The sequence below is a fragment of the Kribbella sancticallisti genome (assembly GCF_039530625.1).
Lineage (GTDB): Bacteria > Actinomycetota > Actinomycetes > Propionibacteriales > Kribbellaceae > Kribbella > Kribbella sancticallisti.
This window is the reverse complement of sequence record NZ_BAAAOS010000028.1, coordinates 21726-48000: the sequence shown is the minus strand read 5'-3', so window position 1 is coordinate 48000 and position 26275 is coordinate 21726. Positions and strand designations below refer to the sequence as shown.

At 69.1% G+C, this 26275-nt stretch carries 12 protein-coding genes and 1 tRNA gene; 6 read left to right on the top strand and 7 right to left on the bottom strand.

Annotated features, from left to right (window positions below; genetic code table 11):
• Positions 1-44 precede the first annotated feature (44 nt).
• Positions 45-2774, bottom strand: coding sequence for a pyruvate dehydrogenase (acetyl-transferring), homodimeric type (aceE, locus tag ABD255_RS21040; RefSeq protein ID WP_344216659.1), 2730 nt, complete (start codon positions 2772-2774; stop codon positions 45-47).
• A gap of 297 nt (positions 2775-3071) precedes the next feature.
• On the opposite strand from aceE, the gene ABD255_RS21035 reads away from it, so the two are divergent.
• The 3 genes from ABD255_RS21035 to ABD255_RS21025 all read left to right on the top strand — a co-directional run bounded on the left by ABD255_RS21035 (position 3072) and on the right by ABD255_RS21025 (position 4108).
• On the top strand, positions 3072-3518 hold the full coding sequence (locus ABD255_RS21035) for a DUF3052 domain-containing protein (RefSeq protein ID WP_344216480.1): 447 nt from the start codon (positions 3072-3074) through the stop codon (positions 3516-3518).
• A 7-nt stretch (positions 3519-3525) separates the two neighbouring features.
• A complete protein-coding gene (locus tag ABD255_RS21030; RefSeq protein ID WP_344216478.1) occupies positions 3526-4002 on the top strand; it encodes a peroxiredoxin in 477 nt (158 codons plus the stop codon).
• A gap of 31 nt (positions 4003-4033) precedes the next feature.
• Positions 4034-4108 (top strand) — tRNA-Val (locus tag ABD255_RS21025).
• Between the two features lie 5 nt (positions 4109-4113).
• On the opposite strand, the gene ABD255_RS21020 is transcribed toward ABD255_RS21025, so the two are convergent.
• Entirely contained in the window at positions 4114-5196 is a 1083-nt protein-coding gene (locus tag ABD255_RS21020) for an aldo/keto reductase (protein WP_344216476.1), read from the bottom strand.
• Between the two features lie 568 nt (positions 5197-5764).
• Here ABD255_RS21020 and ABD255_RS21015 point away from each other — a divergent pair.
• A complete protein-coding gene (locus ABD255_RS21015) occupies positions 5765-16831 on the top strand; it encodes a non-ribosomal peptide synthetase/type I polyketide synthase (RefSeq protein ID WP_344216474.1) in 11067 nt (3688 codons plus the stop codon).
• Here ABD255_RS21015 and ABD255_RS21010 read toward each other — a convergent pair.
• On the bottom strand, positions 16828-17280 hold the full coding sequence (locus tag ABD255_RS21010; protein WP_344216472.1) for a winged helix-turn-helix transcriptional regulator: 453 nt from the start codon (positions 17278-17280) through the stop codon (positions 16828-16830). The two genes, ABD255_RS21015 and ABD255_RS21010, sit on opposite strands and share 4 nt — an antisense overlap.
• A 94-nt stretch (positions 17281-17374) precedes the next feature.
• On the opposite strand from ABD255_RS21010, the gene ABD255_RS21005 reads away from it, so the two are divergent.
• Positions 17375-18580 (top strand): MFS transporter, encoded by a 1206-nt coding sequence (locus tag ABD255_RS21005; protein ID WP_344216470.1) that lies wholly within the window; start codon positions 17375-17377, stop codon positions 18578-18580.
• Positions 18581-18589: 9 nt separating this feature from the next.
• Entirely contained in the window at positions 18590-18811 is a 222-nt protein-coding gene (locus ABD255_RS21000; protein ID WP_344216468.1) for a hypothetical protein, read from the top strand.
• Between the two features lie 347 nt (positions 18812-19158).
• Here ABD255_RS21000 and ABD255_RS20995 read toward each other — a convergent pair whose 3' ends face one another.
• The 4 genes from ABD255_RS20995 to ABD255_RS20980 all read right to left on the bottom strand — a co-directional run bounded on the left by ABD255_RS20995 (position 19159) and on the right by ABD255_RS20980 (position 26064).
• Complete coding sequence (locus tag ABD255_RS20995) at positions 19159-19707, bottom strand: hypothetical protein (protein ID WP_344216466.1); 549 nt, start codon at positions 19705-19707, stop codon at positions 19159-19161.
• A gap of 345 nt (positions 19708-20052) precedes the next feature.
• A complete protein-coding gene (locus tag ABD255_RS20990) occupies positions 20053-21021 on the bottom strand; it encodes an ROK family protein (RefSeq protein WP_344216464.1) in 969 nt (322 codons plus the stop codon).
• Between the two features lie 10 nt (positions 21022-21031).
• A complete protein-coding gene (locus ABD255_RS20985) occupies positions 21032-21682 on the bottom strand; it encodes a DUF7158 domain-containing protein (RefSeq protein ID WP_344216462.1) in 651 nt (216 codons plus the stop codon).
• Positions 21679-26064 (bottom strand): glycoside hydrolase family 38 N-terminal domain-containing protein, encoded by a 4386-nt coding sequence (locus tag ABD255_RS20980; RefSeq protein ID WP_344216461.1) that lies wholly within the window; start codon positions 26062-26064, stop codon positions 21679-21681. The genes ABD255_RS20985 and ABD255_RS20980 overlap by 4 nt, the downstream gene beginning before the upstream one ends.
• Positions 26065-26275: the final 211 nt, after the last annotated feature.

The window sequence follows — 26275 nt, the reverse complement described above, 5'->3', positions numbered from 1 at the left end:
GCCGCCCACCAGTGCGGTGGACGGCCCTTCGGCGACGCTGAGCCTCAGGCTCCGGCGCCCTCCTGCTTCACGCCGGCGACCGCGGTCGGGTCGTCGATCCGGTACTTGCGGGCCGCCTCGGCGGCGACCTCGGGCTTCACGTCGCCGCGCTTGGCCAGGATCTCCAGGGTGGCGACGACGATGGACTCGGCGTCGACCTGGAAGTGGCGGCGGGCGGCGGCCCGGGTGTCGGCCAGGCCCCAGCCGTCGGTGCCCAGCGACGTGTAGTCGTTCGGCACCCAGCGGGAGATCTGGTCCTGCACCGCGCGCATGAAGTCGCTGACCGCGACGACCGGGCCCTTGGTGTCCTTCAGTTGCTCGGTGATGAACGGGATCCGCTCGTCACCGTCCGGGTGCAGCAGGTTGTGCTGCTCCGCGGCGATCGCGTCGCGGCGCAACTCGTTCCACGACGTCACCGACCAGATGTCGGCCGCGACCGAGTACTCCTCGGCCAGGATCGTCTGGGCCTTGCGGATCCACGGCAGCGCGACACCCGAGCCGAGCAGCTGGACCCGCGGTACGTCGTCGCCGGCGGCCGTCGGGTACTCGGCGAAGCGGTACATGCCCTTCAGCAGGCCCGCGACGTCGAGGTTCTCCGGCTCGGCCGGCTGCGCGACCGGCTCGTTGTAGACGGTCAGGTAGTAGAAGACGTCCTCGCCGTACGGCTTGTCCTTGTCCAGCCCGTAGCCGTACATCCGGCGCAGGCCGTCCTTGACGATGTGCGCGACCTCGTAGGCGAAGGCCGGGTCGTAGTGCACCGCGGCCGGGTTCGACGAGGCGAGCAGCGGCGAGTGGCCGTCGGCGTGCTGCAGACCCTCGCCGGTCAGCGTGGTCCGGCCGGCGGTGGCACCCACCAGGAAGCCGCGGCCGAGCTGGTCGCCCATCGCCCAAAGCTGGTCGCCGGTCCGCTGGAACCCGAACATCGAGTAGAAGATGTAGAACGGGATCATCGGCTCGCCGTGCGTCGCGTACGCCGTACCGGCCGCGATCATCGAGCCCATCGCGCCGGCCTCGCTGATGCCCTCGTGCAGCAACTGGCCCTTGTCGGACTCCTTGTACGCGAGCAGCAGGTTGCGGTCGACCGCCTCGTAGGTCTGCCCGTGCGGCGAGTAGATCTTCGCCGTCGGGAACATCGAGTCCATCCCGAAGGTGCGGTACTCGTCGGGGGCGATCGGGACGATCCGGTGCCCGATCTCCGGGTCCTTCATCAGGTCCCGGAAGAGCCGGACGAGCGCCATGGTCGTTGCCACCGGCGTCTTCTCGTTGCCCTTGCTGAGCGGCTTGTAGACGTCGTCACCAGGCAGCTTCAGCGTCTTCGGCCGGACCCGGCGCTCGGGCAGGAACCCGCCGAGCTGCTGACGCCGCTCCATCATGTACTGGTACTCCGGCGAGTCGGTGCCGGGGTGGAAGTACGGCGGGTTGTACGCGTCCTCGAGGTCCTTGTCCTCGATCGGCAGGTAGAGCCGGTCGCGGAACGTCTTCAGGTCGTCCGAGGTGAGCTTCTTCATCTGGTGGGTCGCGTTGCGGCCCTCCAGCGCCTCGATCGTCCAGCCCTTGATCGTCTGGGCCAGGATGACGGTCGGCTGCCCGACGTGCTCCTTCGCGCTCTTGAACGCCGCGTAGACCTTGCGGTAGTCGTGACCGCCGCGGGGCAGCTTGCGCAGGTCCTCGTCGGACAGGTTGCGGACCATCGCCTGCAGCCGCTGGTCACCGCCGAAGAAGTTGTTCCGGATGTACTCGCCGGACTCCACGGAGTACGTCTGGAACTGTCCGTCCGGGGTGGTGTTCATCTTGTTCACCAGCACGCCGTCGTGGTCCTGGGCCAACAGCGAGTCCCACTCGCGGCCCCAGATCACCTTGATGACGTTCCAGCCGGCGCCGCGGAAGTACGCCTCGAGCTCCTGGATCACCTTGCCGTTGCCGCGGACGGGACCGTCCAGCTGCTGCAGGTTGCAGTTGATCACGAAGGTGAGGTTGTCCAGCTCCTCGCGGGCGGCCAGACCGATCGCGCCGAGCGACTCCGGCTCGCCCATCTCGCCGTCACCCAGGAACGTCCAGACGTGCTGGTCGCTGGTGTCCTTGATGCCGCGATGGTGCAGGTACCGGTTGAAGCGGGCCTGGTAGATCGAGTCCAGCGCGGCCAGACCCATCGAGACCGTCGGGTACTCCCAGAAGTCCGGCATCAGCCGGGGGTGCGGGTACGACGACAGGCCCTGGTGCGGGCCGCGAGAGACCTCCTGGCGGAACCCGTCCAGCTGGTCGGTGCTCAGCCGGCCCTCGAGGAAGGCGCGCGCGTACATACCCGGCGAGGCGTGGCCCTGGATGAAGACCTGGTCGCCACCGCCCGGGTGGTCCTTGCCGCGGAAGAAGTGGTTGAAACCGACCTCGTACAGGCTCGCGGCGGACTGGTAGGTGGCGATGTGGCCGCCGACCTCCAGGCCCTTGCGGTTGGCCTTGCTCACCATCACGGCGGCGTTCCACCGGATGAAGGCACGGATCCGCCGCTCGATGTGCTCGTCACCGGGGAACCACGGCTCGCGCTCGGGCGGGATCGAGTTGATGTAGTCCGTGCTGCGCAGCGCGGGCACACCCACCTGTCGCTCCCGGGCTCGCTCGATCAGCTTGAGCATCAGGTAGCGCGCTCGGCCCTTGCCGCGTTCGTCCAGCACGGCGTCGAGCGACTCGACCCATTCCCGAGTCTCGTCGGGGTCGATGTCGGGGAGCTGGGTCGGCATCCCCTCGGTGATGATGGCTGGTGGTTCGTGTCCGGAAGCCACGGTGTCCTGCCGTTCTGTCTAGTCGGTACTCCTCGCAATCCTGTCACCTGACCGGAATGCGTTCTACTTCGCATCCACAACCATGCCGGTTCCGCTCTGCCGAGCGGGTTCCCACCGGACACGCACAGTGTCCGACATGCGGATACCGGACACGCCACGGAACCCTCGTGCATACTTGCGCGACGCGGTAGGCCACGATGGACTACTGCTACTGACGCCTACCCCCGGGCGACCGGGGACGACGGAGGAGGACACGTGAGCGCGACCGCGGACCACGCGGACGGCAAGAGCGGCGAGCCGAACATGGCGAGCCGGCTCGGCTTCGAGAGCGGCACGGTCGTGCTGGAACTCGGCTACGACGACGACTGTGACGACGCCTTCCGCGACGCCATCACCGAACTGACCGGCGAACCTTTCACCGGCGACGATCCGGACGACGCGGTCGACGTCGTGCTGCTCTGGTTCCGTGAGGACGACGGGGATCTGGTCGACGCCCTGTTCGAGACCCTGACCGACCTCAAGGCCGGCGGCGTCGTCTGGCTGATGACCCCGAAGGTGGGCCGGGAGGGCTACGTCGACGCGAGTGAGATCGCCGAGGCGGCTCCCACGGCCGGCATGTCCACCACGAGCAGCCTGAGCGTGACCGAGGACTGGTCGGCGACCAAGCTGGTGCTGCCGAAGTCCCCGCGGGTCAAGAGGTGACGTCGCGGTGACTGCTGCCGTCCCCCGGGTCGGCAGTCAGGCACCGGACTTCATCGCGCGCAGCCAGCACGGCGAGCCGTTCCGGCTGTCGGAGTACCACGGCCGGCGCGCCGTCGTGCTGGTGTTCTACCCGTACGCCTTCAGCCGGGTCTGCACCAGCGAACTCGGCGCGCTCCGCGACCGGCCGGACCTGCTCGCCGGCGCGGAGATCGTGGCGATCTCGTGCGACCCGATGTTCACCCTGCGCGCGTACGCCGAGTCGGAGCGGCTGGAGTTCGCCCTGCTCAGCGACTTCTGGCCGCACGGGGCGATCGCGTCGCAGTACGGGGTGTTCGACGCGGAGCGGGGATGTGCCGGCCGGGGGACGTTCGTGGTCGACCAGGCCGGGATCGTGCGCTGGTCGGTGGTCAACCCGTTCGGCGAAGCCAGGAATCCGGACGACTACGCCGAGGCGCTGGCAAGTCTTGGGCCTGGTCTCGGATAGACTCTGGCGCTCCGTCATCATGGCGGGACCAGGGCGCTTAGCTCAGCGGTAGAGCGCTTCCCTTACAAGGAAGATGTCGGGGGTTCGATCCCCTCAGCGCCCACCAGTTCGTCAGTAGCGGACGCTGCTCTGCAGCAGCGGCGGGTAGACCGCTGACGGCTCACCATCGACGGTTGTCCCCGCGAACTGCAGCATCGCCCGCTGTGCGCCGTGCATCGGCGCCGGGTAGTTCAAGGTCGGCGTCGAGACCTCGTCCAGCGTCTGAAGGTGGGCCGGCGTGAGAGTCGCCTCGAGGGCGGCCAGGTTGTTCTCGAGGTGCTCCAGGCGGCGGGCGCCGAGGATCGGTACGACGGCGCCCTGCCTGGCCCGCAGCCACGCCAGGGAGACGGCCGCGGACGTCGTACCGAGATCTTCGGCGATGGTGGCGACTGCCTCGATGACTGGCCAGTCGTCTTCGCCCGGGCCGCCGACGAAGGCGGTGCGGGCGGAGTCGGTGACTTGGCCGTCGCGCCGGTATTTGCCGGAGAGGAAGCCGTTCTTCAGCGGGCTCCAGGGGACCAGCGCCATGCCCTGATCGAGCGCTAGCGGGGCGAGTTCACCCTCGACAGTGCGGGCGAGGAGCGAGTACTCGACCTGCAGCGCGATCAGTGGCGTCCAGCCCTTCAGCATCGCCATGGTCTGGGCCTGCGCGGTGACCCAGGCGGGCGTGTTGGAGAAGCCGAGGTAGCGGATCTTGCCTTTGCGGACTAGGTCGTCGAGGGTGCGGAGGGTCTCCTCGATCGGGGTGTGCCGGTCCCAGTTGTGCATCCAGTACAGGTCCAGGTAGTCGGTCTGCAGTCTGCGGAGGGTCTCGTCGAGTTGGGCGATGATCGCCGTCCGGCCCGCGCCACCGCCGTTGGGGTCGCCGGGGAACATGTTGCCGAAGAACTTCGACGCGAGGACGACGTGCTCGCGGCGGCCTGGGTTGGCCGCGAACCAGTCGCCGAGGATCTTCTCCGAGTGGCCGTTGGTGTAGAAGTTCGCGGTGTCGACGAAGTTGCCGCCGCGGTCGAGGTAGGCGGCGAGGATCTTCTCCGACTCCTCGACGCTGCAGCCGGCCCCGCCCGGGTCGTCGCCGAACGTCATCGCACCGAGGGCGAACGGGCTGACTCGCAGGCCCGAGCGGCCGAGGGTGAGGTAGTGGTCGAGTTGCATGATCGTGGCTCCAAGCTTGTCGGTCTGGGTGCCTCTATCTCAGCCGTTCGACGGGTGGTGGCGGTAGACCGATCCGCTTGGAGTTTTGCACGATCCTCTCGACTTCTGTCTGTCACCGGTCACGGCCTCGGGGCCGGCCCGGAGCCGCCGAGCCGGCTGCCGTTCAGTACCTGCCGTGACCGTCCTCAGGCCGTTCGATTTCTTTACAGTCGGCTGCCGGAACTGCTTCGGCCAGGTCACATTTCGGCTGGTAAGGTTCACGCTCGTCGGATCAGTCGATGACGCACCGGGACCATCCGGTGACCCGCGTCGGCCACTCCGGCAACGGGGCCTGTTCTGTCGGTGTGAGTGCGAGACGGGTATGCCCTGAACCCGGCTCCGTCCAGTTGGGGAGGCACGTGTCCGTGGGTCGCCACCCCGCCACCACCACAGCCCGCCCGGCTGCCTCCACCACCCCCTTCCCGCCCTCCACGGCCCCCGCCCTGCGCGCTCGCACTTCGCATGCAGCCGGCGGACCGACTGGTGCGGAACGTACTGCGATTCGCCAGTTGCTCGTGGAGCGGATGCGATGAGGAACGGGGTGGACCGGCCGGCGATCAGCACCGGCCCGGCTTTGATGATCCCGGCCGGGTATCCGCGGGACCTGCCGAGCGCTCTGCTGCGGGCGGCCCGTGACTTCGGCACCGCCGGCGTGGTCGAGATCGGCCCGGACGGACGCGAGACCCGCCTCGACTTCCCGACCCTGCTCGAACTCGCCGCCCGGATCCTGGCCGGCCTGCGCGCCAACGGAGTACGGGCCGGCGACCCGGCCGTCGTGCACTGCACCGAGCCCGTCGGATTCTTCGCCGCGTTCTGGGCCTGCACGCTCGGTGGCATCCGCCCCCTGCTGATCGCGCCCTCACCCGAAGGCGACACCACCGAGGAGGGCCGCGAGCGGCTCCGCAAGGTCACCGACCTGCTCGGCTGGACCGTCCTGATCGGCCGCCCCTCGGACCTCCCGAACGACCTCGGCCTCCCGGTCCTCGACCCCGACGCCCTCGCCGGCCACGAGCCGACCTCGGAGTTCCACCGGCCCGCCGCGGACGACGTCGCAGTACTGATGATGACGTCCGGTACCAGCACCGGTACCCCGAAGATCATCCAGTTGACGCACCGCGGACTGGTCGAGTTCGCCGCCGGTACTCCGGCGATGCTGCCGGTGCGGCCCGGTCAGACGACGCTGAACTGGCTCCCGCTGGACCACAGCGGCGCCTTCCTGCTGTACCACCTGCTCCCGGTGTTCACCGGCTGCACGAACATCCACGTCGCCACCGACTGGGTGCTCGCCGACCCGCTGCGCTGGCTCGACCTGATGGACCAGCACCGGGTGAACCACTCCTGGTCCCCGAACTTCGGCTACCGCCTCGCCGCCGCGGCGATCGCGAACGACCCGGACCGGCACTGGGACCTCTCGGCGCTGCGGAGCCTGGTCAGCGGTGGCGAGCAGATCACCGTGCCCGTGGTGAGCGAGTTCCTGCGGCTGACGAACCGGTTCGGCGTCGTACCGGAGACGTTCGTCGCGGCCTGGGGAATGACCGAGACCGTCACCGGCATCACCTTCGCCCGGCCCGGCCTGACCCCGAACGTGCACCGCGTCCGGATCGCCCCGACCGGCGTGGTGGAGTGGGTCGACCAGCGCACCACCACCGGCAAGGTCGCAGTCGCCCGCCCGGGCAAGCCGCGCGCCGATGCGCCCGGAGTACTGAGTCTGGTGTCGGTGGGCGCGCCTGCTCCGGGGACCACCGTGCGGATCGTGGGACCCAACGGCGCAGTACTGCCGGAAGGCCGTATCGGCCAGTTGCAGGTGGCGTCTGCGCGGGTGACACCGGGCTATCTCGGGAATCCCGACGCGGATCGTGCGGCCTTCCCCGAGGGGAACTGGCCGGCGCGGAAGTGGCTGGCAACCGGCGACCAGGGCTTCATCTCCGGCGGCCAGGTGGTCATCACCGGCCGCGACAGCGAGCGAATCATCCTGAACGGCCAGACTTACTACGCCCCGGAGCTTGAGGCGGTCGCCGCGACTGCCGCTGGTGCTGCCGCCGGTCTGGTAGCCGCTTGCGGAGTCGCCGACCCGGACGCCGGCACCGAGCGCCTGCTGATCTTCTACGCCCTGTCATCGGACTCCGCCGAGGGCGTAGACGAAGCGATCCGCGCTGTCATTCGCGGACGGCTCGGGTTAGATGCCCGGGTGGTAGGAGTCCCACGCCGCCACTTCCCGACCACCCCCGGCGGCAAAATCCTCCGCCCGCTCCTAAAACAACGCTGGCTAGACGGCACGCTAGAAACCGCGCCCGGCCCGTATGCGACCCCGCCGGCGTCCCCTTCGCCGTACGGCGAACCAGTCCGCCCGGGCTCGCCGTACGCCGCGTCGTCCGAGTTCGACGAAGACGCCAGCGAGCGCACCACGGAACTCCCAGTAGTCCGCCTAGCCTGGCGCCGCACCCTCACCGACTCAATCCCGGTTCCACCAGAACGCCCCACCTACGGCGCCAACCGCCTCACCGACGAGCCTCTCGCGGCCGACGAGGACGCCCTCTCCAACAGCACACCCTTCTCACCAGTCCCCGTCGCGGACGCGCCCACGCCCACCGCCCCGCTGCTTGCCCCCAGCACCGAAGACCTCACCCAAGCAGCCTCCTCAGCCCTCGATAAGCCGGACGCACGCCCGCTCGCCGAGGATGCTCAACAGCCCGATGAAGCCTCCGACGACACCCTCGCCGCAGAGCCGTCCGACCGGGCTGCCCTGGTTGCAGAGTCATCTCCGGTCATCAGCGATGACGAGCAGCCTTCCACCGACGAGGCCGAGCAGCCTTCCACCGACGAGGCCGAGCTACCCACCACCGATGCGGAGGCAGATGTCACCGGCGATCCGCTGCCGACTGATGCCGCGCCGTCGGCGGTAGAGGCCGCGGACCTGGCCGACGCCGAGGACTCGGCCGATGCGCCCGAGCCTGTCGGACCTGCTGCCGACGAGACCGCGGACATCGAGCCGCTAACCGAGAGTGCCCCGTCAGCAGAAGCCGAGCAGCCAACGGAGCCGCCGCAAGCCGACCCCGCCACCGAGGACGCTGTAGACGCCCAGCTAGCAGCCGAGCCAGTGGCGGACGCTCAGCAAGCAACCGAGAGTGCTCAGCAAGCAACCGAGAGCCGTGCGGACGCTCAGCAAGCAACCGTGAGTGCTGCGGATACTCCCGCTGAAGCCGAGAAGGCGGAAGACGCTCAGGTGGCACCCGAGGAGGCGTTGGCTGCTGAGCGCGAGCCATCCGCCGTTGAGCAGGCGGCCGGTGAGGCCGACCTGGCCGCCGAGCCGGCCGAAGAGGCTGGAGAGCCCGACTCAGTCGAGGATGCGACGGTTGCTGACGGCAACCAGCCCGTTGCCAAGGCAGATGCAGACGTCGAGCCGCCGACCGACGAAGTCGGCGAGCGGACCGAAACGCCCGAGCACGCGGAAGCTGTTGCCGAGTCCGCGACAGACGCCGACGAGAACGCAACAGCTGCCGAGGCCATCGCCCCCGAGAGCTCGTCGGTTGTCGAGGCCGAGCAATCTGCCGCCGAGCCGGATGCAGACGTCGAACCGCCCGCCGACGATGTTGAGGAGTTGCCCGAGGCATCCGAACACACCGGCACTGCGGCGGAGGCTGCCGCGGTGGCCGAGGCAGCTACCGACGAAGCCACAACTGCAGAGGACGTCGTAGCCGAGGAGCCGACGGTTGCAGAGCCTGCGGTTGTCGCAGGAGATGCATCGGTTGCGGAAGCCGACGTAGCCGCCAAGGACGCGGTTGCAGAAGCCGAGGCAGCCGCCAAGGACGGGGTTGCGGAAGCTGACGCAGCCGCCGATGATGCGTCGGCAGCAGAGGGCGAGCAAGCTGCCGCAGAGCAGCCAGCCGAGGCGCCCGCGCATGCTGAGCCTGTTGCCGAGGCTGCACAATTCGACGCCGTCGACGAGGATCCGACGGCTGTTGAGCACGAGCAGTCGGCCGCAGCGGCGGATGCAGCGATTGCGCCGGATGTGCAAGACGCCGCCCAGGCCGCTGAGGTGCCCAACCAAGAGCGCGATGCCGCCAGCGAGTTCGAATCCTCAGTCGCGGAGGCGTCGGAGGCGGCAGAGGACCAGGTCGTAGCCGAGGATGCGACGGCTGCGGAGGGCGAGCAGTCGGCTGCTGTGGCGGACGAGGCTGCGCCAGGCGCGGAAGATGACGACCAGACTGCTGAGCCGTCTAGGCACGTCGAGCCGGCCGCCGAGGGCGAGCAGGCCGCGGTGGCGGAGGTAGAAGCTGCGCCAAGCGCGAAAGATGCTGGCCAGACCGCCGAGGCGTCTGCGCACGCCGAGCCGACCGCCGCGGATGCCGCGGACAACCACGTAACAGCTGAGCCTGTGACGGTCGCTGAAGGCAAGGAGACGGTTGCCCAAGGCAAGGAGGCTGCTGCCGAAGGCGAGGAGTATGACGCCGCGGCAGAGGCCGCTGTTGTGCCGTCTGCAGGTGCTGGTCAGACGGACGAGGCGACCGAGTTCGTCGCAAAGGCCGGTGAGCTGGCTGAGCAGCCTGTGGAGGCTGAGCCCGTCGGTCAGGCCGAGAGTGCGGACGAGGAGCCAGCTGAGGACGAGGTTGTCGCGGAGGTTGAAGCGGCGGCTGCAGGTGGAGCGTCTGAAAGTGCTGACGAGGGCGAGGCGGCTGGCGAGGTAGCTGGAGCGGCTGGCGAGCTTGAGGCAGAGGGCGGATCGTCTGTTGATGTCGAGGCGGTTGCGGGGGAGGGGGCTGCTGAGGTTGCGGCAGAGCCCGCCGAAGCTGAAGCGGGTCCTGAGACGGCTGCTGAGGATGAGCTTTCTGGTAACGCAGCCGCGCTAGACGCGGACGTCGAATCCGCTGCCGAGGACAAGGCGGCGGCTGAGGCTGAACAGGGTGCCGAGGTAGAGGCGAAGGCTGAGGGCGACCCACGCGGTGAGGTTGAGACTGGCACGGAGGTTCTGTCGGAGGAGCCTTCGGCCGAAGCTGAGGCCGACAGCGTAAGCGGTCACGAGGCTGAGCCCGGTGGCGAGAACGGTGCTGAGGTTGAAGCGGCCGGGGCTGTGGACGCTGGGGTGAAGGCGGCCCCGGCGGCTGGAGTTGAGCCTGTTGGCGAGGCCGGATCGCCTGGTGGGGCTGAGGTTGAACGGGTAGCTGCGGCTGCGCCGGTCGCTCGGGTAGCTGAGGCTGAGCTGGACGCTGCGGAGGCGGTGGAGTCCTCGGCGGTGGAGGTTGTGGGTGCGGGGGTTGCGCACCGTGCGGCCGGCGCGCAGAAGGTTGGTGTCGGGCGGGGGCGGAAGAAGGGTAAGGGTGCTGCCAAGGGGCTTGTGGGTGAGCCGGTGGCGATTGTGGGGTTGGCTGCTCGGTTCCCTGGGGCCGCGACGTTGGAGCAGTTCTGGGACAACCTTGTCGGGGGCGTTGAGAGTATTCGGCGGTTCACGGCGGCGGAAGTTCAGCAGGCCGGGGGTGGGGAAGCCTTCGGGGACGATGAGCTGGTTGCGGTCAGTGGGGCCCTGGAGGACGTGGAAGCGTTTGATGCGGGGTTCTTCGGGCTGAGTGCGCGGGAAGCGGAGCTCACCGATCCGGCGCAGCGGATGTTCTTGGAGGTTTGTCAGCAGGCGTTGGAGCACGGGGGATACGCCGGTGCGGCTGGGCGGATCGGGGTGTTCGCTGGGTCTGGGATGAATCTGTATACGCAGCAGAACCAGCCGTCTGATTCGTTGGCGACCCGGGTGGCTTATCGGCTCGGATTGACCGGGCCGGCTATCGGAGTACAAGCCGCGTGGTCGTCTTCGTTGGTGGCGGTTCACCTTGCTTGTCAGGCGTTGCGGAGTGGGGACGCGGATCTGGCGCTGGCCGGCGCGGCCGCCGTACATGTGCCTCAGGCAACGGGTTATCACGCCACGCCGGGGTCGATTTTGTCGCCGAGCGGGCATTTGCGGGCGTTCGACGCGGAGGCTGACGGGACGGTTGGCGGCAACGGGGTCGCGGCTGTTCTGCTGAAGCGGCTTGACCAGGCGGTCGCTGACGGCGACACCGTGTACGCCGTGATCAAGGGGTCCGCGGTCACCAACGACGGCGCCGCGACCGGGCAGATCGACCTGATCGAACGCGCCTTGGAGAAGGCGGGCGTTCCGGCCGAGTCGCTGACCTACGTCGAGGCCAACGCGACCGGGACGGCGGCCGACGACTCGGTCGAGTTCCGCGCCCTCGCGACCGCGTTGCGCAAGCACACCGACAAGGTCGGCTTCTGCACGATCGGCTCGGTCAAGCCCAACATCGGGCACCTCGACAGCGCCGCGGGCATGGCCGGGCTGATCAAGACCGTGCTGATGCTGCAGCACCGCACGCTCGTCCCGACGATCAACTACGCCGAGCCCAACCCCGACCTCCAACTGGCGAACAGCCCGTTCGTGATCGGTACCGAGGTCCGCGACTGGGAAACCGCTACGCCGTTGCGCGCCGGCGTCAGCGCGCTCGATGCCGGGGGCACCAGTGCGCACGTGATCCTCGAAGAGGCGCCCCGGCAGATCCGGCGCGGCGACGACGGACCCGTCGTACTGCCGCTCTCCGCGCCCGACCCCGAGGCGCTTCCCGAGCTGGCAGACCTGTTCCGTGCCGACCTCGAGCACGGCACCGGGCACCGCCTGATCGACCTCGCCGGTACTGCGGCGATCGGCCGCCCGGCTCATCGTCACCGCTTGGCCGTCGCTGGCTCGTCCGAGGCCGAACTGGCCGAAGCGCTCACCACCGCCGGCATCGCGGAGGTGCCTCGCGGTGGACCTGGGCCGCTCGGGTTCGCGTTCACCGGGCAGGGCGCGGCTCGTCGCGGGATGGCGGCCGGGCTGGCTGCGCGGTTCCCCGTGTTCCGGGCGGTTCTCGACGAGTGCGACAAGGTCTACGAGGAGGAGTTCGGCGGCAGCCTGCTCGAGCTCCTGCTCACGCCGGCCGGGTCGGCGGAAGGTGTTTGGCCGACCGAAACCGCGCAGCCCGCGTTGTTTGCGTTCGAGGTTGCGTTGGCGCGGTTGTGGCAGTCGTTCGGGGTGCAGCCGGCGTTGGTGGTCGGGCACAGCGTCGGGGAGTACGCCGCTCTGTGCGTGGCTGGTGCACTCTCGTTGGCGGACGGCGTTCGGTTGACCGCGCAGCGCGGAGTACTGATGCAGCGCGGGACTGTGCCGGGCGCGATGGTCGCAGTGCGGGCCGACGCGGATCGGGTTCGGGAGCTGGCGCAGACGCCCGGCGTGGAGATTGCCGCAGGCAACGGTCCGCAGTCGTTCGTACTGACCGGGACCGAGGTGATCGTCGGGCAACTGGCCGAGCAGCTCGATCGGCTCGAGCTCAAGTGGCAACGGCTCGATGTCGACCGGGCGTTCCACAGCTCGCTGGTCGATCCGATCCTGGCGGACTTCGCCGAGGTGGTCGCGCAGATCAAGCTCAAGCCGCTGCGGATGCCGATGGTGTCGAGCTGGTCCGGTGAACTGCTGGAGAGCGGTACTGCGCTCGACAGCGACTACCTGGTCGGGCAGCTCCGCCAGCCGGTGCTCTTCGGCGATGCGGTGGAGGCGTTGACCGCTGCTGGGTGCAGGCGATTCCTGGAGCTCGGGCCGGACGCAGTACTCAGTCCGGCGGGGCGGCGGATCGCGCCGAACAGTACGTGGATCCCGGCGCAGCGGCTCGGGCAGGATCCGGTGCTGGCGACGATGAACGGGCTTGCGGAGCTTTTCGAGCAGGGGACCGAGATCGCGTGGGCGAAGGTGTATCCGGAGAGTGGGCGGGTGCCGCTGCCGACGTATCCGTTCCGGCGGGTGCATCATCCGGTGGATGCTTCCGCGCGGCCGATCGCGTCGGTGCGGCCGCCGGTGGTGGAGGAGCGGTCGATCGAGCGGAGCGGGGCGGCGCTGAAGCGGATCCCGCTGGATCCGCCTCGCTCGTCGGCGGTGGTTGCTGCGCCGGAAGAGTTGGATTCGGTGGAGAAGTCGCCGTTCGCGATTCCTGAGGAGGATGGGGATCGGCGTACTGCGCCCGCCGTGGTTGAGGTCGAGCCCGCCGTGGACGCGGCGGAGTTGCTGGCGTCGAGCTATGTGCAGATGCTGCCGGCGGGTGTTGGTGTCGCTGAGCTGCTCGAGTCGGCGTACGTGAAGATGGTGCCGGCTGCGCGGGTCGCGGAAGATGACGCGGCTGCTGCCGCTGAGCTGCTGGAGAACGCGTACGTGCGGATGCTGCCGGCTGCCGCCGCAGCTGAGGCGGCGATTAGTGCGCTTGCCGGAGCTGAGGATGCGCCGGAGGCGCGAGCTGACGCTGCGGCGGAGGTCGGCGGGACTGCGGTCGAGGCCGAGGGTGCCGCGGATGTGGACGCCGAGGTTGCGGCGGAGGCAGATCCTGAGGCTGAGGCGGAGGCGGAGGCCGAGGCTGACGCGGAGGCGGAGGCGGGAGCCGAGGCTGGAGGCGCGTCTGAAGACGACGGGTTTGCTGAGGTTGACGATCTGGCTGAGGTTTTGCCTGCGGCTGCGGCGGGGGAGCGGTATCGGGAGTCGTTGGGGGTTGTGCTGGATCTGACGGGGGAGCAGCTTGGGCTGGATCCTTATGACGTGACGGTGGATCACACGTTTGCCGAGCTCGGGGCTGACTCGTTGTCGATGTTGCGGGTGGTGGAGGAGGTCGGGCAGAAGTTCGATGTCGAGTTGGCGGTCAGTGAGCTGTTCGGGGAGTTGAACACGCCGCACAAGCTTGCGTCGGCTATTGCTTCGCGCAACCTTCCTGGGACCGTCGATCCGCTTGAGCTCGTGCGCACTGGCTCGCCGGTTGAGAAGGCGCCGGCCGGAGTACCGGATTCTCGGACTGCGTTGGCGGTGTTGGGGTCTGGGCTGGCTGAGTTGGCGGCGAAGGTGGACGCCGCGGCCGCCGCGACCAGTGAGGCTGAGTTGCCGGGGTCTGGGATGGCTGCGTTGATGTCGCAGCAGTTGCGGGTTGCTGGGCAGTTGGTTGATGGCGTCACCAAGCTGATGCACGAGCAGTTGGCGCTGCTGAACGCCGGTCAGAAAACTGATCAGATTGATCAGAAGCGTGAGCACAGCGGTCAGAACAACCGACCTGAAGGCCCGAAGGGCCCGGGGCCGCTAACGGGCGCAGGCGCGCCGGCGAAGGTCGAGAAGGCCGTGGCCGAGAAAGCCAAGTTCGCCCAGGCGAAGGTCGAGAAGGCCGGGGCCGAGAAAGCCAAGGTCCCGCAGGCAAAGGTCGAGAAAGCTGAGGCCGAGAAGGCCAAGATCGCGCAGGCGAAGGTCGAGAAGGCCGAGGCCGAGAAAGCCAAGATCGCGCAGGCGAAGGTCGAGAAGGCCGGGGCCGAGAAGGCCAAGCGGGCCAGGGATCTCGAGTACTGGCAGACCACCCTGCAGGGCGCCCAGCCGCTCGTGTTGCCGACCGACCGCCCGCGCCCCGCGTCCGACGACGCGATCGCGACGACCGTGCACGAGCTCAACTCGGAGCTCGGCGACGCGGTGTTCGCCTTCAGTCGCGACCGTCGCGTCAGCCCGCTCATGACGATGCTCGCCGCCATCGGCACGGTCCTCGGCCGCTTCGCCGCGCAGGACGACATCACCCTCGGCACCGCAGCGCTCCGCCGGCCTGGCGACACCTCGACCCAGCCGGCCCTGCCGCTGCGCCTGGACCTCTCCGGTGAGCCCGACCTCGGCGACCTGGCTCAGCGGATTCGCGAGATCACCACCGTCGCGTTCGACCACGCGAGCGTCGACCTCGCCGTACTGGAACAGGACCCGCTCTTCCAGGTCCTGGTCGAGTTCGAGGACGGTGACGGCGACCTGGCCGCGGAACTGGACGTCCGGTTCCGGCTCGCGTACCACGGCGACGGCATCACCTGTACTGCGGACTACCGCGCCGGCCTGTTCAACGAGTCGACCATCAAGCGGCTCCTCGACTACCTGGAAGCCGTACTGCGCCGCGCGATCGCCGAGCCGGACCAGTCCCTTCCGGAGTTGATGCTGCCGATCGAGTCCGACCAACGGATCCTCGCCGAGTTCGAAGGCGAGGCACCGCAGACAACACCAGTCGGCCGCGTACGCCGGGACGCCGTGGTGGCGGGTGAACTCAGCGGTCTGCACACCTTGTTCGAGCAGCAGGTGGCCCGTACTCCCGACGCGGTCGCCCTGATCCAAGGTGATCGCGAACTGACCTACACCGAGCTGGACCGCCGGTCGAACGCGGTTGCGTGGCAACTGGTGGACCTGGGAGTGAAGCCGGGCCAACTGGTCGCAGTACGGGTTGCTCGTGGGGCTGAGCTGGTAGTCGCAGTACTGGCTGTGCTCAAGTCGGGTGCGGCGTACCTGCCTCTGGACCCCGGAGTGCCGGAGTCGCGCTGGGCGTTCATGACCGCCGACGCCGGCGCGGTCGCGCTGGTCGGGGATGACGCGGCGCTGGCGGATCGGCTGGGCCTGCGGCTGGTGCCGGTTGCGGCGGCCGATGGGGATCCGCGGGCCAAGCAGGCTCCGCCGGTACGGGCTGCGGCTGACGACATCGCCTACTGCATCTACACGTCCGGGTCGAACGGGAACCCGAAGGGCGTCGCAGTACCGCATCGTGGTCCGGTCAACCTGGTCCGGCACTATCTGCGGACCCGGCGATCGCTGCGCACGTTGCAATGGACCTCGTTCGGCTTCGACGTCCACGTGCAGGAGATGTTCACCGTGCTGGCGTCCGGCGCCGCGCTGGTGCTGATCGGCGAGGACGACCGGTACGACCCGGACGCGGTCGTCGCGGCGCTGAAGGTTCACGGGGTCGAGCGGCTGTTCATGGCGTTCTCACCGCTGACCGCGCTGCTCGCGACGATGCGGAAGTTGCCGGAACTCCCGGCCCTGCGCGAGATCGTCGCCGGTGGCGAGGCGATGGTGCTGACCCACAAGATCCGCGACTTCCTCGCCGCGCATCCGGAATGCACGCTCTACAACGAGTACGGCCCGACCGAGGCGTCGGTGGTGACGACGATCCACCACGTCGACCCGGACGAGGACCGGCCGTCCATCGGCCGCCCCATCGACGGGGTGGTGGTGCGGCTGCTCGACGAGGCGCTGCGGCCCGTCCCGGTCGGTGCGATCGGCGAGATCCACCTGGGCGGCGTAGCCGTTGCCCACGGCTACCTCGGTCGGCCGGACGAGACCGAGACCGCGTTCGTCAGCGACCCGGCGCACCCGGGCGGGCGGCTGTACCGGAGCCGGGATCTCGGCCGGTGGCGGTCGGACGGCTCGCTGGACTACCTGGGCCGCGCCGACGACCAGGTGAAGATCCGCGGGCATCGGGTGGAGCCAGGCGAGACCGAGCACGTGCTGGCGGACCTGCCCGGCGTGATCGACGCCGTGGTGATCGCCTGTGCGGATCCGGCCGGCGACACGTGCCTGATCGGGTACGTCGTCCTGGAGGACAGCGATCCCGCAGTACTGGCGCAACTGCTCCTCGACCTCACCAAGGAACTGCCGATCTATCTGGTGCCGGCGGACCTGATCCCCGTAGAGGACCTGCCGCTGGACGACAGCGGCAAGCTCGATCGCAGTCGCTTGCCAGAGCCGGAGTGGCTGAAGGACTAGGCCATCCCAGGTCCCTGAAGAACGTTGACCTGGCCAGGCTGGGGAAGCGCGTCACACTTCTCGCAGCTCAGATGCTGGTGGACCATGCCACCGCACCCGTCGTGTTCGTAGAGGATCGGCGGGCCCTGCGGCGCGGCGTACTGGTCGCCCCACGCGGTGAGCGCGATGATCACCGGCTGGAAGTCCATCCCGCGCCGAGTCAGCACGTACTCGTGCCCGTCGTTGTCGCCCGGTAGCGGCCGCATCTCCATCACTCCGGCTTCGACGAAGCGGTCCAGCCGGTTGGACAAGATGTTCGGCGCCACCCCGAGTTGGCGCTGGAACTCGGTGAACCGGGTCGACCCGCTGAACATCGCGTTCCGGAGGATCAGCAGGCTCCAGCGTTCGCCGACCACCTCCAGGGCCCGGGCGGCCGAACAGTTCTCGCGCTCATAGGTACGTCCGAGCATGCGGCATCATCCATTCCGAATATCACTTGCATGATGCAAGCGACTCCTTCTACGGTACTTGCATCATGATAGCGAGTGGACGGGACCGGTCTGAATGAGCACGGAAGCCACAAGTACCGAGGAGCCAGGCCCCGAAGCAGCCGTCCGCAGCCGGGCGAATCTCGTTCTGGCCACCCTGTTCGCCGGAATGTTCGTTCTCGGCAGCGCCGAAATGCTCGTCGTCGGCGTGCTGAACCTGGTCGCGGACGACCTGCAGGTGTCGATCTCGGCCGCCGGCCGGCTCGTCACGGCCTACGCGCTCGGCCTGGCCATCGGCGGCCCGATCCTCGCGGCGCTCACGATCAAGCTGGACAAACGCACCATCCTGATCGGCGCGCTGGTCCTGTTCATCCTCGGCAACGTGGTCGTCGTGCTGTCATCGAGCTACGGGCTCTTCCTCGCGGCCCGGACCCTGACCGGCGCGATCCAGGGCCTGTTCATCGCGACCGCGTTCGTGGCCGGGACCTCCGTCGTGCCGCCGGAGCGGATGGGGCGGGCGCTGGCTGTGGTGATCTCGGGAATCGCGGTCTCGGCGGCGGTCGGCGTACCGCTGGGAACGCTGCTGGGCCAGGCTGTCGGCTGGCGCGGCTCGTTCGTCGCGATCATCGGGCTCGCCGTACTGGTGCTGATCGCCACGGCCGCCCTGGTGCCCTCGGTGCCGAGCACGGGAGGCGGCGCGGGCAACCAGGCGAAGTACGCGTTCGCGCCGCGCGTGCTCGCAGTACTGGGGCTGAACTTCCTGCTGTTCGCCGCGCTCTTCTCGGCGCTGACCTACATCGTGCCGTTCCTGGAGCGGGTGACAGGTATCTCCGGTGCGTTGATCAGCGTGTTCCTGCTGGCCTACGGCGTCGCGACGGCGGTGGGTTCGTTCGGCGGCGGCCGGTACGCCGACGCGAACGCGGCGCGCACGTTGATCATCGGGTCGGCCGGAGTCGCCGTCTCGCTGCTGGTGCTCTACCTGGTCGGCTCGATCCCCGCGCTGGTGGCACCGGCGCTGCTGGCCCTGGGGCTGTTCGGGATGGGGATGGCGCCGTCGATCCAGTACCGGGTGGTGAGCCTGGCCGGTCCGGGCGGCCAACTGGCTTCGTCACTGCCGGCGTCCGCGATCAACGTCGGTATCGCTTTCGGATCGCTGGCCGGCGGGGTCGCGCTCGATCGCTTCACCACCTCGTCGGTGGTGGTGACCGCCCTGATCATCGCCACGCTCGCCATCCCGGTCGCCTGGGCCACGAGCTACCTGACCCCTCAACCCACGAACTAGGAGAACGTCGTGACCACGATCGTCGTCGGAGCAAGCCGGGGCCTCGGGCACGGAGTCGCCGCAGGGCTGGCAGCAGCAGGATCGCGGGTGATCGCCGTGTCCCGTACCGGTGCCGCGTTCGGCAGCGGCGCCGCTCTGAACGCGGACGGGTCACCGTTGAGCGGCGGGTACGCGGGGTCGAAGGCGACCCAGCGATTCATCACCGGCTACGCCCAGGACGAGGCGACTTGAGCCGGCCTGGACCTTGGCTTCACCACGGTTTTCCCGCCGTTCGCGCCGCAGACGGGAGTCGGCCGGCCCGCGGTCCGCGCGTACGCCGCACGCGCGGGTCTGCCACTGGAGGACTTAGGGACCGCTGCTCACTCCGGAGATCGCGGGCTCGGCCATGGCCGAGTTGCTGGCGGCGGACAAGCTCGGGTCCGGCTATGTCCTCAACGGCTCGGGTTTGCACGAGCTCGCCTGACCCCCTGCGTCCCAGGACGTCGGTTCTGCACCGTGGACGGGGGTTGGTGTGCCCGGCGGCAGCCCTCCCGCAGCCACCGGCTCACCGTCCGCGGTGCAGAACCCGCGATCGATCCTCATCCCTCCTGAGGATCGATCGCACTTCCTGCTCGCTTGCGAGCCAGCGCCCAGGCGCTGATCCCGCAGATGAGCAGTGAATACACGGCCCAGACGGGTCCGACGTTGCCGAGCTCAGGTCCGTTCCCCCGGGATCCGAGTACGACGACGGCGGTGACCGCGACGAGCGCGATCAACGGGCCGGTCCAGCCCAGCACGCCCATCCGTACCGGCTGCTCGTAGCCGGACTGGTCGTCCGGTATCGAGGCGGCGGAGATGGCGCGTCCCCGCAGGGACTCGTGCAGGGCCGCGACGCCGCACGAGGCGGCGACGTTCAGGAGCAGCAGGCGACCGGCGACGTCGTCGATGGCGGCGCCCCCCGGGCCGATCGTGCCGTACACGACGGCGTACAGGTCGACCGGGATGGTGGCCGCGGCGGCAAGGACCACGAGGAACTGGAACAACCGTGGCTTGCGCACCGTGGCGCGGAGCCGCTCGTGGCCGGCGAGCGTGGCGATCAGCAGTGCTGCGAAGAAAAGCGCGAAGACGGTCAGTACAGCGACGTCCATCAGGACCTGTCCCTACGGTCGAGCGTTGCCCCGGACAACGCTGGTGGACGTGCGTACCTCGGTACTGCGAAAGCCCGCGAGGGCGGCGGGGAGTCTCCTCCTCGCCGCACCCGCAAGCGGTCAATCCCTGGCATGCAGGCCCCCCTGATTGCCCTTGGATGACGGTGCCCCCACCCCATCCATCCGTTGCATCGGGAGAGGAGGGGTCGCCGTTACAGCCTTTTCGGCAATCGGGTAAAAATTGCGCAAAATTGCGCAGGAGACCCCTTTCCGCACGCCACGTTTGTGTGTGAGGGGTCCCGGACCGTCACGAGCGGTCGCGATGGCGCCAACTGCCGGGTCGGGCTACCCCGAACGGGTCCCGACGGCGGTGAAGGAGTTGTCCGTCCGGAGGGCATCCCAGCCGAGCCGGGCGGCGCCGATCAGGCCGGCGTTGTCGAGTTGGGCCGGTTCGACGGTGAGGTCCGTGACGAAGGGGAGTTGCGCGAGCCGTTTCACCCAGCGCTGCACCGGGTCGAACAGCACCGGGCCGGCCTTGGCCACGCCGCCGCCGATCACGACGGTGGTCAGGTCCACGGTGACCGCGGTGGCAACGATCCCGGCCGCGAGGGCCTGGGCGCCGTCGTCGAAGATGGCCAGGGCGATCTCGTCCCCGGCAGCGGCGTCCGCGGCCAGAACTGCCGCGTCGACGTCCTCGTCGGGGCGCCAGCCGCGACGCTTGGCCCGGGCAACCATCCTGGGGCCGCTCGCATAGGTCTCGACGCAGCCGTACGAGCCGCAGGCGCACGGTTCGCCGTCCAGGTCGACGACGACGTGACCGAGGTGCGCCGCGTTGCCCGACTGGCCGAGCATTGGCTTGCCGTCGACAACGAGACCGGCGCCGACGCCGGTGGAGACGACGATGCCGAGGAGGGTGTCGACGGTGCGGCCGGCACCGGTCCAGTACTCGCCGAGCGCGAAACAGTGCCCGTCCACACCAAGCGTGACCGGTACGTCGCCGACCAGCGCGCGGACCCGATCCACGAGTGGGAAATTCCGCCAGCCGATGATGTTCACCGGCGAGACCAGGCCGTGCTCCTGGTCCAGCGGCCCGGCCGAACCGATCCCGACCGCGGCCGGGTGGTCCCCGCCGGCCACGTCGCCCTGGACCCGCGCGATCAGTTCGCCCAGCGCGGCGAACACCTGGTCGGCGTCACCGGCCGGCGTCAGGATCCGGTCCTTGGCGAGGATCTCGCCGTCGGCGGACACGATCGCGGCGGCCATCTTCGTGCCGCCGATGTCGATGCCGAGAACGGTCGCTGCCTCGTCGCTCATGGTCCCCCCGTCAGTGCCGGTGCAGATTGTCAGGTTGATTGCTGTCGCCCGGATGTTCGAGCCCGTGGACCAACTGGACTCGTTCGTGCTGGGCGGCGTTCAGCCAGCGCGCGAAAGCCTCGAGTCGCGCACTGTCGAGCAACTCGGCGTGCCAACGCTCCGCTGGTACGGCGGGGTCGGCCGGCGGATCCACCCCGAGCACGTCAGCCGCGTAAGCCAACTGCTCAGCCGGGATCCGCACCTCCCGACTCACCAACTCGGCCACCCGCCGCACCACCTCAGACCCGGCCAAGGCCGCCGCGGTGATGGACCCCACCGCGATAGCAGTAGAGACATCAAGCGGCGCGGCTGTTGCTGTGGAGGGGGTGGGCTGGTGCTGCCTGGTGAGCTCGTCTTGGCAGAGATGCTCGGTGATGATGATCTGGGCGACCCAGCGGGCCATCTGGCGGGCTTCTCGGGTGCCTTCGCGGGGGAGGACGCAGGCGGCGTCGCCTGCTCGGAGGGCTGCTAGGCGGGTGTCCAGGAGGTGGCGGGGGATGGGGGTGCCGTTGAGGTAGGCAAGCACGTCGGCGGGGGCATGCGGAGCGTGGCTGTGGCCATGCCCGTGTCCGTGCCCGTGTCCGTGGGCAGTGGTGGGGGCAGCCGCCGGGGCGGCTGTCACAGGATCTCCAGGCGGACGGTCGGTGCGTACTGCGCGCGGCCGAACCACATCACCTTCGGAAGCACCCAGGCATGAGCAGGAGTGGCGTCCGCAGGCGCGTGGACGGGGATGTCGAGCGTGATCGACGACTTGCCCGGTACGACGACCGACCGCACCGGCTCGGGCAGCCACGACCACGTCCCGTACGGCGACGCCAACTGCAGTTCACCGCGAATCTCCGAGGAGGTGGTGTTCGTGAAGGTCAGCCCCAGCGTCTCCCGCGTACCAGGCGCCAACCGCAGATCCAGCGTGGACGGCGTCACGGTCAACCCGGTCGGACGGCCCGGCTCACCATCGACCGCACCGGAACCATGCTCCGGCGGCTCGGTCGGAGCGAAGCCGAACCCGAGCGCGGCCGTGAGCTCGGGACTCTCCCCGACGAACACCGTCACGACATCCTCGACAGCCCGTACTCCGGATCCGCCGGCGAGCGCGTCCGTCGTGGTGAGCACCTGGGCTCCGACGAAGTACTGGCCGGGCTCGCAGTTCTCGGGGGGTGTCACGTTCACCAGGTAGCGCGCGAAGCCGCCTGGCTCGAGCTGAATCTGGCGACCCGGCTGGTCCGAGGTCCACCCGTCGGGGAGGTCGAGCGTGAGCGTCCCCTCCGCCACCGCATCGGCGTACTGGTTGGCGATCACCAGGGAGAGCTCGAACGGCTTGCCGGCGGTCCGGGCGACCGTGGGGGAGACCGACAGGCTGACCGGCAGGAATCCCATCTGCGCAGGCCCGCGGTTGTGCAGCCAGTACCGCGAGTACGACGGCTGCGCGATCTCCCCGGCCTGGCCGAGCACCTCCTCCTGGCGGGCCGAGGTGGTGTCCATGTCGAGGACGAAGGTGTCGACCGCGGAGCCGGGCAGATCAACCGTGAGCTTGCCGTCAGCAACTTCCAGCGGGGCGCCGCGGGATTCGAGCAGATCCGCGTGGCAGGCGCCGGTGATCGGCAGGGCTGAGGTGATGGTTGCCGACGCGCCCAGACCTGTTGCCTCGATCAACCGCAGGGTGACGCCGTCGCGGGGATCGACGGCGGCGCCGGATCCGTGTGCGATCGGGTTGCCCGCGGGCTTCAGGGTGGAGATGAGCACGTCGCGCTCTGGTGAGACCTGCAGCAGCGAGTGGTTCGCGGGCAACAGGCCGTCGTGGGCGGTGGTGGTTGCGGCAAGCAACGGCGAGGAGAACTCCTGGCCGCGCGCGGGGAGTTGCAGCGCGCGCCAGTCGCCTTCGCCGGTGGTCAGGGCGTAGCGGAACTCGTGTGTCCAGTGCTGAAGCTGGAAGGAGGAACCGTCTGGGGTGGAACGGCGGGGTGGGTCGATCCAGATTCCTGACGGCCAGCCGGTGCAGGATCGCAGCAGGGAGGCATGCAGGGCGCCGGTCGCGTCGACGGCGAATCCCGGGAGACCATAGGTGAGCAACGCGACGGTGGCGTCGGTGAACTCCTCGATCACGCCGTCGCCGTGCACGGTCGCGGTGATGCGGGCTTCGCCGAGTTCACTGATCGCCGTTGCCACAGCGTCGTCGTCCGGCAACACCAGTGCCGGAATCGCCCGTACGTCCCGCACGTCGGCGTTCGGCTGCCAAACCTCAGCAAGAGCCGTAAGCGGCGGCACGAAGTAGGCGCGGCCTGGCGCGCCCGCCAGCAAATCGCCTGCGGCGGCGGAGCGGGAGGCGGAGGCAGGGGCACCCTCAGCCGCAGCGGGGGCGGAGGGCGAACCGTCCCGCGCGGCGACGACGGAGGTGCCTCCGGCTGCGGAGACGGAGGCACCTTCTGTGGTGCTTAGCAACGAGGAAGCGGAGCCGATGAGGATGCGGAGGTCGGGGAGGTTGGAGTCGACCTTCAGCCAGCCGTAGCGGGTGCCGCTGGTGGTGGAGGTGGTGGCTGTGACGCCTACGCGGGCCAGTGCTACGACCAGGTCGCGGACCGACGAAGGCTCGCTGTCGTCCGGTACGACGATCTCGGCGACCGCGAGCGGGCGAGTGCCGACGGAGTTGCCGGTGGAGTCGACCAACGAGACCCGAGCGGTCGCGCCAAGCCCGAACCACGTGTTCGCGGGGTTGTCCAACGTCCACGGCGCCTGCTCGCTGTCCACGTCGATCAAGCCGAAGCCGCGGCCGACGACAGCGCCCGCGACCTCGCTGAGCGGGAGAGCGCCGGGAACGTCGGCGGGGAACTTCACCCGCACCAGCCGATCCGACTGCGAGTGATCCAGGATCCGAGTAGTGAACTCGATCCGGTCGAGGCCGGTGTAGGCGGTGATGACCGACTCGTACGCGATCCCGTCGACCTCGCCGCGGCTGACCACCCGGCTGCCGAGCGGACCCGACTGCGTGAAGACCTTCGCGGGCGCCTCCGACGACCCGACCACCGGTCCGGACGGAGTCAGATGCCAAGGGCCCTCACCGAAGCGTGGATGGTCCGGATACTCCTCGTAGACCCGCAGTTCGTTGCCGAGTCCCGTCAAGACCTGACGGCCGGTCCGCTTGTCGACGATCGAGCTGACCGCACCACCGCGGGTGGGATCGACGATGACCTGGAAGAACTCGTTCTCCACCGACTCCGCGGAATCCGCCGGCCCCCACGATCCCGACCCGCCGCCAGGGACAAGACCGTACGTGCGCCAACCGAGCGAGGGAACCTCCACGGCCAGGAACGTCAGCTTGTTGCCTTCAGCAACCGCCGGTACGGCCACGCCGCTCTCGTCGACCACACTCACCGGACTGGCATCCGGCAGCTCCACCGTCACCAAGTCAGTGCGGCGGAACGAGAGCGTGTTGGTGACGACGACCGCCAGCCCACCGAACGCACTCGTATCGATCCGCGCCGCGAAAGCCTCCAGCGAAGCCGTCCGAGCCTCGTCGGAGAGATCATGCGCCTCGCGCCAGCCCGTGACGAGGTCGATGTACACCTGGTCCGACTCGGAGCCGGTGATCGCGTCGTGGTGCGCGCCGTACGCGAGCTGCCGCCAGACCTTGTCCAGCGACGCCTCCGCGAACCGCCCGAGCCCGAGCAGATCGGCGTACGTGCCGAGCTTCTCCGCATCGACCGCCGCGACCTCGGCAGCGCGCTGGGCCTGCTTGGTGTCGATGTAGGAGACGTCCTTGCCGGTGTAGATCGGGTTCATGTCCCGCGACTGCGGCGACGGCTTGCGGCCCTCGGCGTCCAGCTCGGCCCGAACCCGGTCCATGAAGTGCTTGGTTGTCCCGCACACGAACTTCGGCCACGCGTAGCGAGCGGCCCAATCGTGGTGCACGGCCGTGATCCAGTTGTTCGGCGGGGTGTAGTCGCCACCGACCGGCAGCAGGGTGTTCTTGGTCGCCGCCACCGTCTTGAGCGTCGCGAACAGCTGGTACGCCGTTTCGCCGGCTGCCTCGACGCTGGGCGCGTTCTGCAGCTCCCAGCCCGGCCCGTAGTGGTCCGGCATGTAGTGAGTCAGCACGCCGTCACCACTCGGGCTGATCCACTCGAACTCGCTGTGGAACTGCATCACCGCGGCAGTACCCGACTTCGGGTCGCTCCAGGCCTGCCGCAGCGGCCCCCACTGGTGGAACGGCCCGCGAGCCCAGGCAGACCCGGTCAGCCCGGCCTTGGCCAGATACCCCGGGAACTGCGGGTCGTGTCCGAACACGTCCAGCTGCCAGGCGTTCTGCGGGTCACCGCCGAGGATGTCCCGCTGGTAGCCCACGCCGTACACGATGTTGCGGATGGTGGTCTCCGCGCCGGTCAGGTTCGTGTTCGGCTCGTTGTAGGTGCCGCCGATGATCTCCACCCGGCCCTCGGCGATCAGCCGGCGCAGTACGGCGCGGTTCTCCGGGAAGGTGTCGAAGTACGGCTTGAGGTAGTCCAGCTCCGCCAGCACGAAGCAGTACGCCGGGTCGCGCAGCGCGAGCTTCAGGTGCGCGTCGACCAGGCTGAAGGCGTTGTGCGTGTACACCGGCCGGGTGGTGCCGTCCGGGCCCTGCAGGTCCCAGCTGGTCGTGTACGCCGCCTGCGTGTTCCACCAGACGGGGTCGTAGTGGAAGTGCGACACCATCACCATCGTCCAGCCCGGCTCGGCGATCACCACGGTGCCGCTGTCGCTCGCGAGCTCCCCGGAGCCGCCGGACACGGTGACCGTCGCCTCGACAGCTTGCCCGTACTGCGTACGCAGTGCGCCGGCCACCTCCAGCAGGAGCGCGCCGTCGCCCGCCGGGACCTCCGTCGTACCGGAGACGCCGTCGCCCGCGACCTGTACGGAGAGCGTGCCGTCGGCGGACGAGCGCGTGAGCTCGACCCGCACCAGTTGGCGCGGGTCGTCGTCGCTGCCGACGAACAGTTCGGGGGAGGAGACGCGGGTGATCTGCACTGTCACGTTGTATGAGCTCCGTCGCGGGTGGTCAGGTCGGGAGACAACGTTATCCGTAACCAGCCAATCCGGCGAGGGGTTGCCGGTGCTAATCACCGATGAACCCGCAGGTGAGCGCTCAGATCATGCCATGACAAAGTCTGACAACGATGGCCTCGACACCGCTCCGAGAGGCCAATTCTTCGCTGTCCGTGACCGTCCACGCACAAGCGCCGCC

Bases quoted from the DNA above. Each gene is read 5' to 3' on its own strand.
- aceE (WP_344216659.1), bottom strand. From the start codon at position 2,774: ATGCCGACCCAGCTCCCCGACATCGACCCCGACGAGACTCGGGAATGG.
- ABD255_RS21020 (WP_344216476.1), bottom strand. From the start codon at position 5,196: ATGCAACTCGACCACTACCTCACCCTCGGCCGCTCGGGCCTGCGAGTC.
- ABD255_RS21015 (WP_344216474.1), top strand. From the start codon at position 5,765: ATGAGGAACGGGGTGGACCGGCCGGCGATCAGCACCGGCCCGGCTTTG.
- ABD255_RS21010 (WP_344216472.1), bottom strand. From the start codon at position 17,280: ATGCTCGGACGTACCTATGAGCGCGAGAACTGTTCGGCCGCCCGGGCC.
- ABD255_RS21005 (WP_344216470.1), top strand. From the start codon at position 17,375: ATGAGCACGGAAGCCACAAGTACCGAGGAGCCAGGCCCCGAAGCAGCC.
- ABD255_RS20995 (WP_344216466.1), bottom strand. From the start codon at position 19,707: ATGGACGTCGCTGTACTGACCGTCTTCGCGCTTTTCTTCGCAGCACTG.
- ABD255_RS20990 (WP_344216464.1), bottom strand. From the start codon at position 21,021: ATGAGCGACGAGGCAGCGACCGTTCTCGGCATCGACATCGGCGGCACG.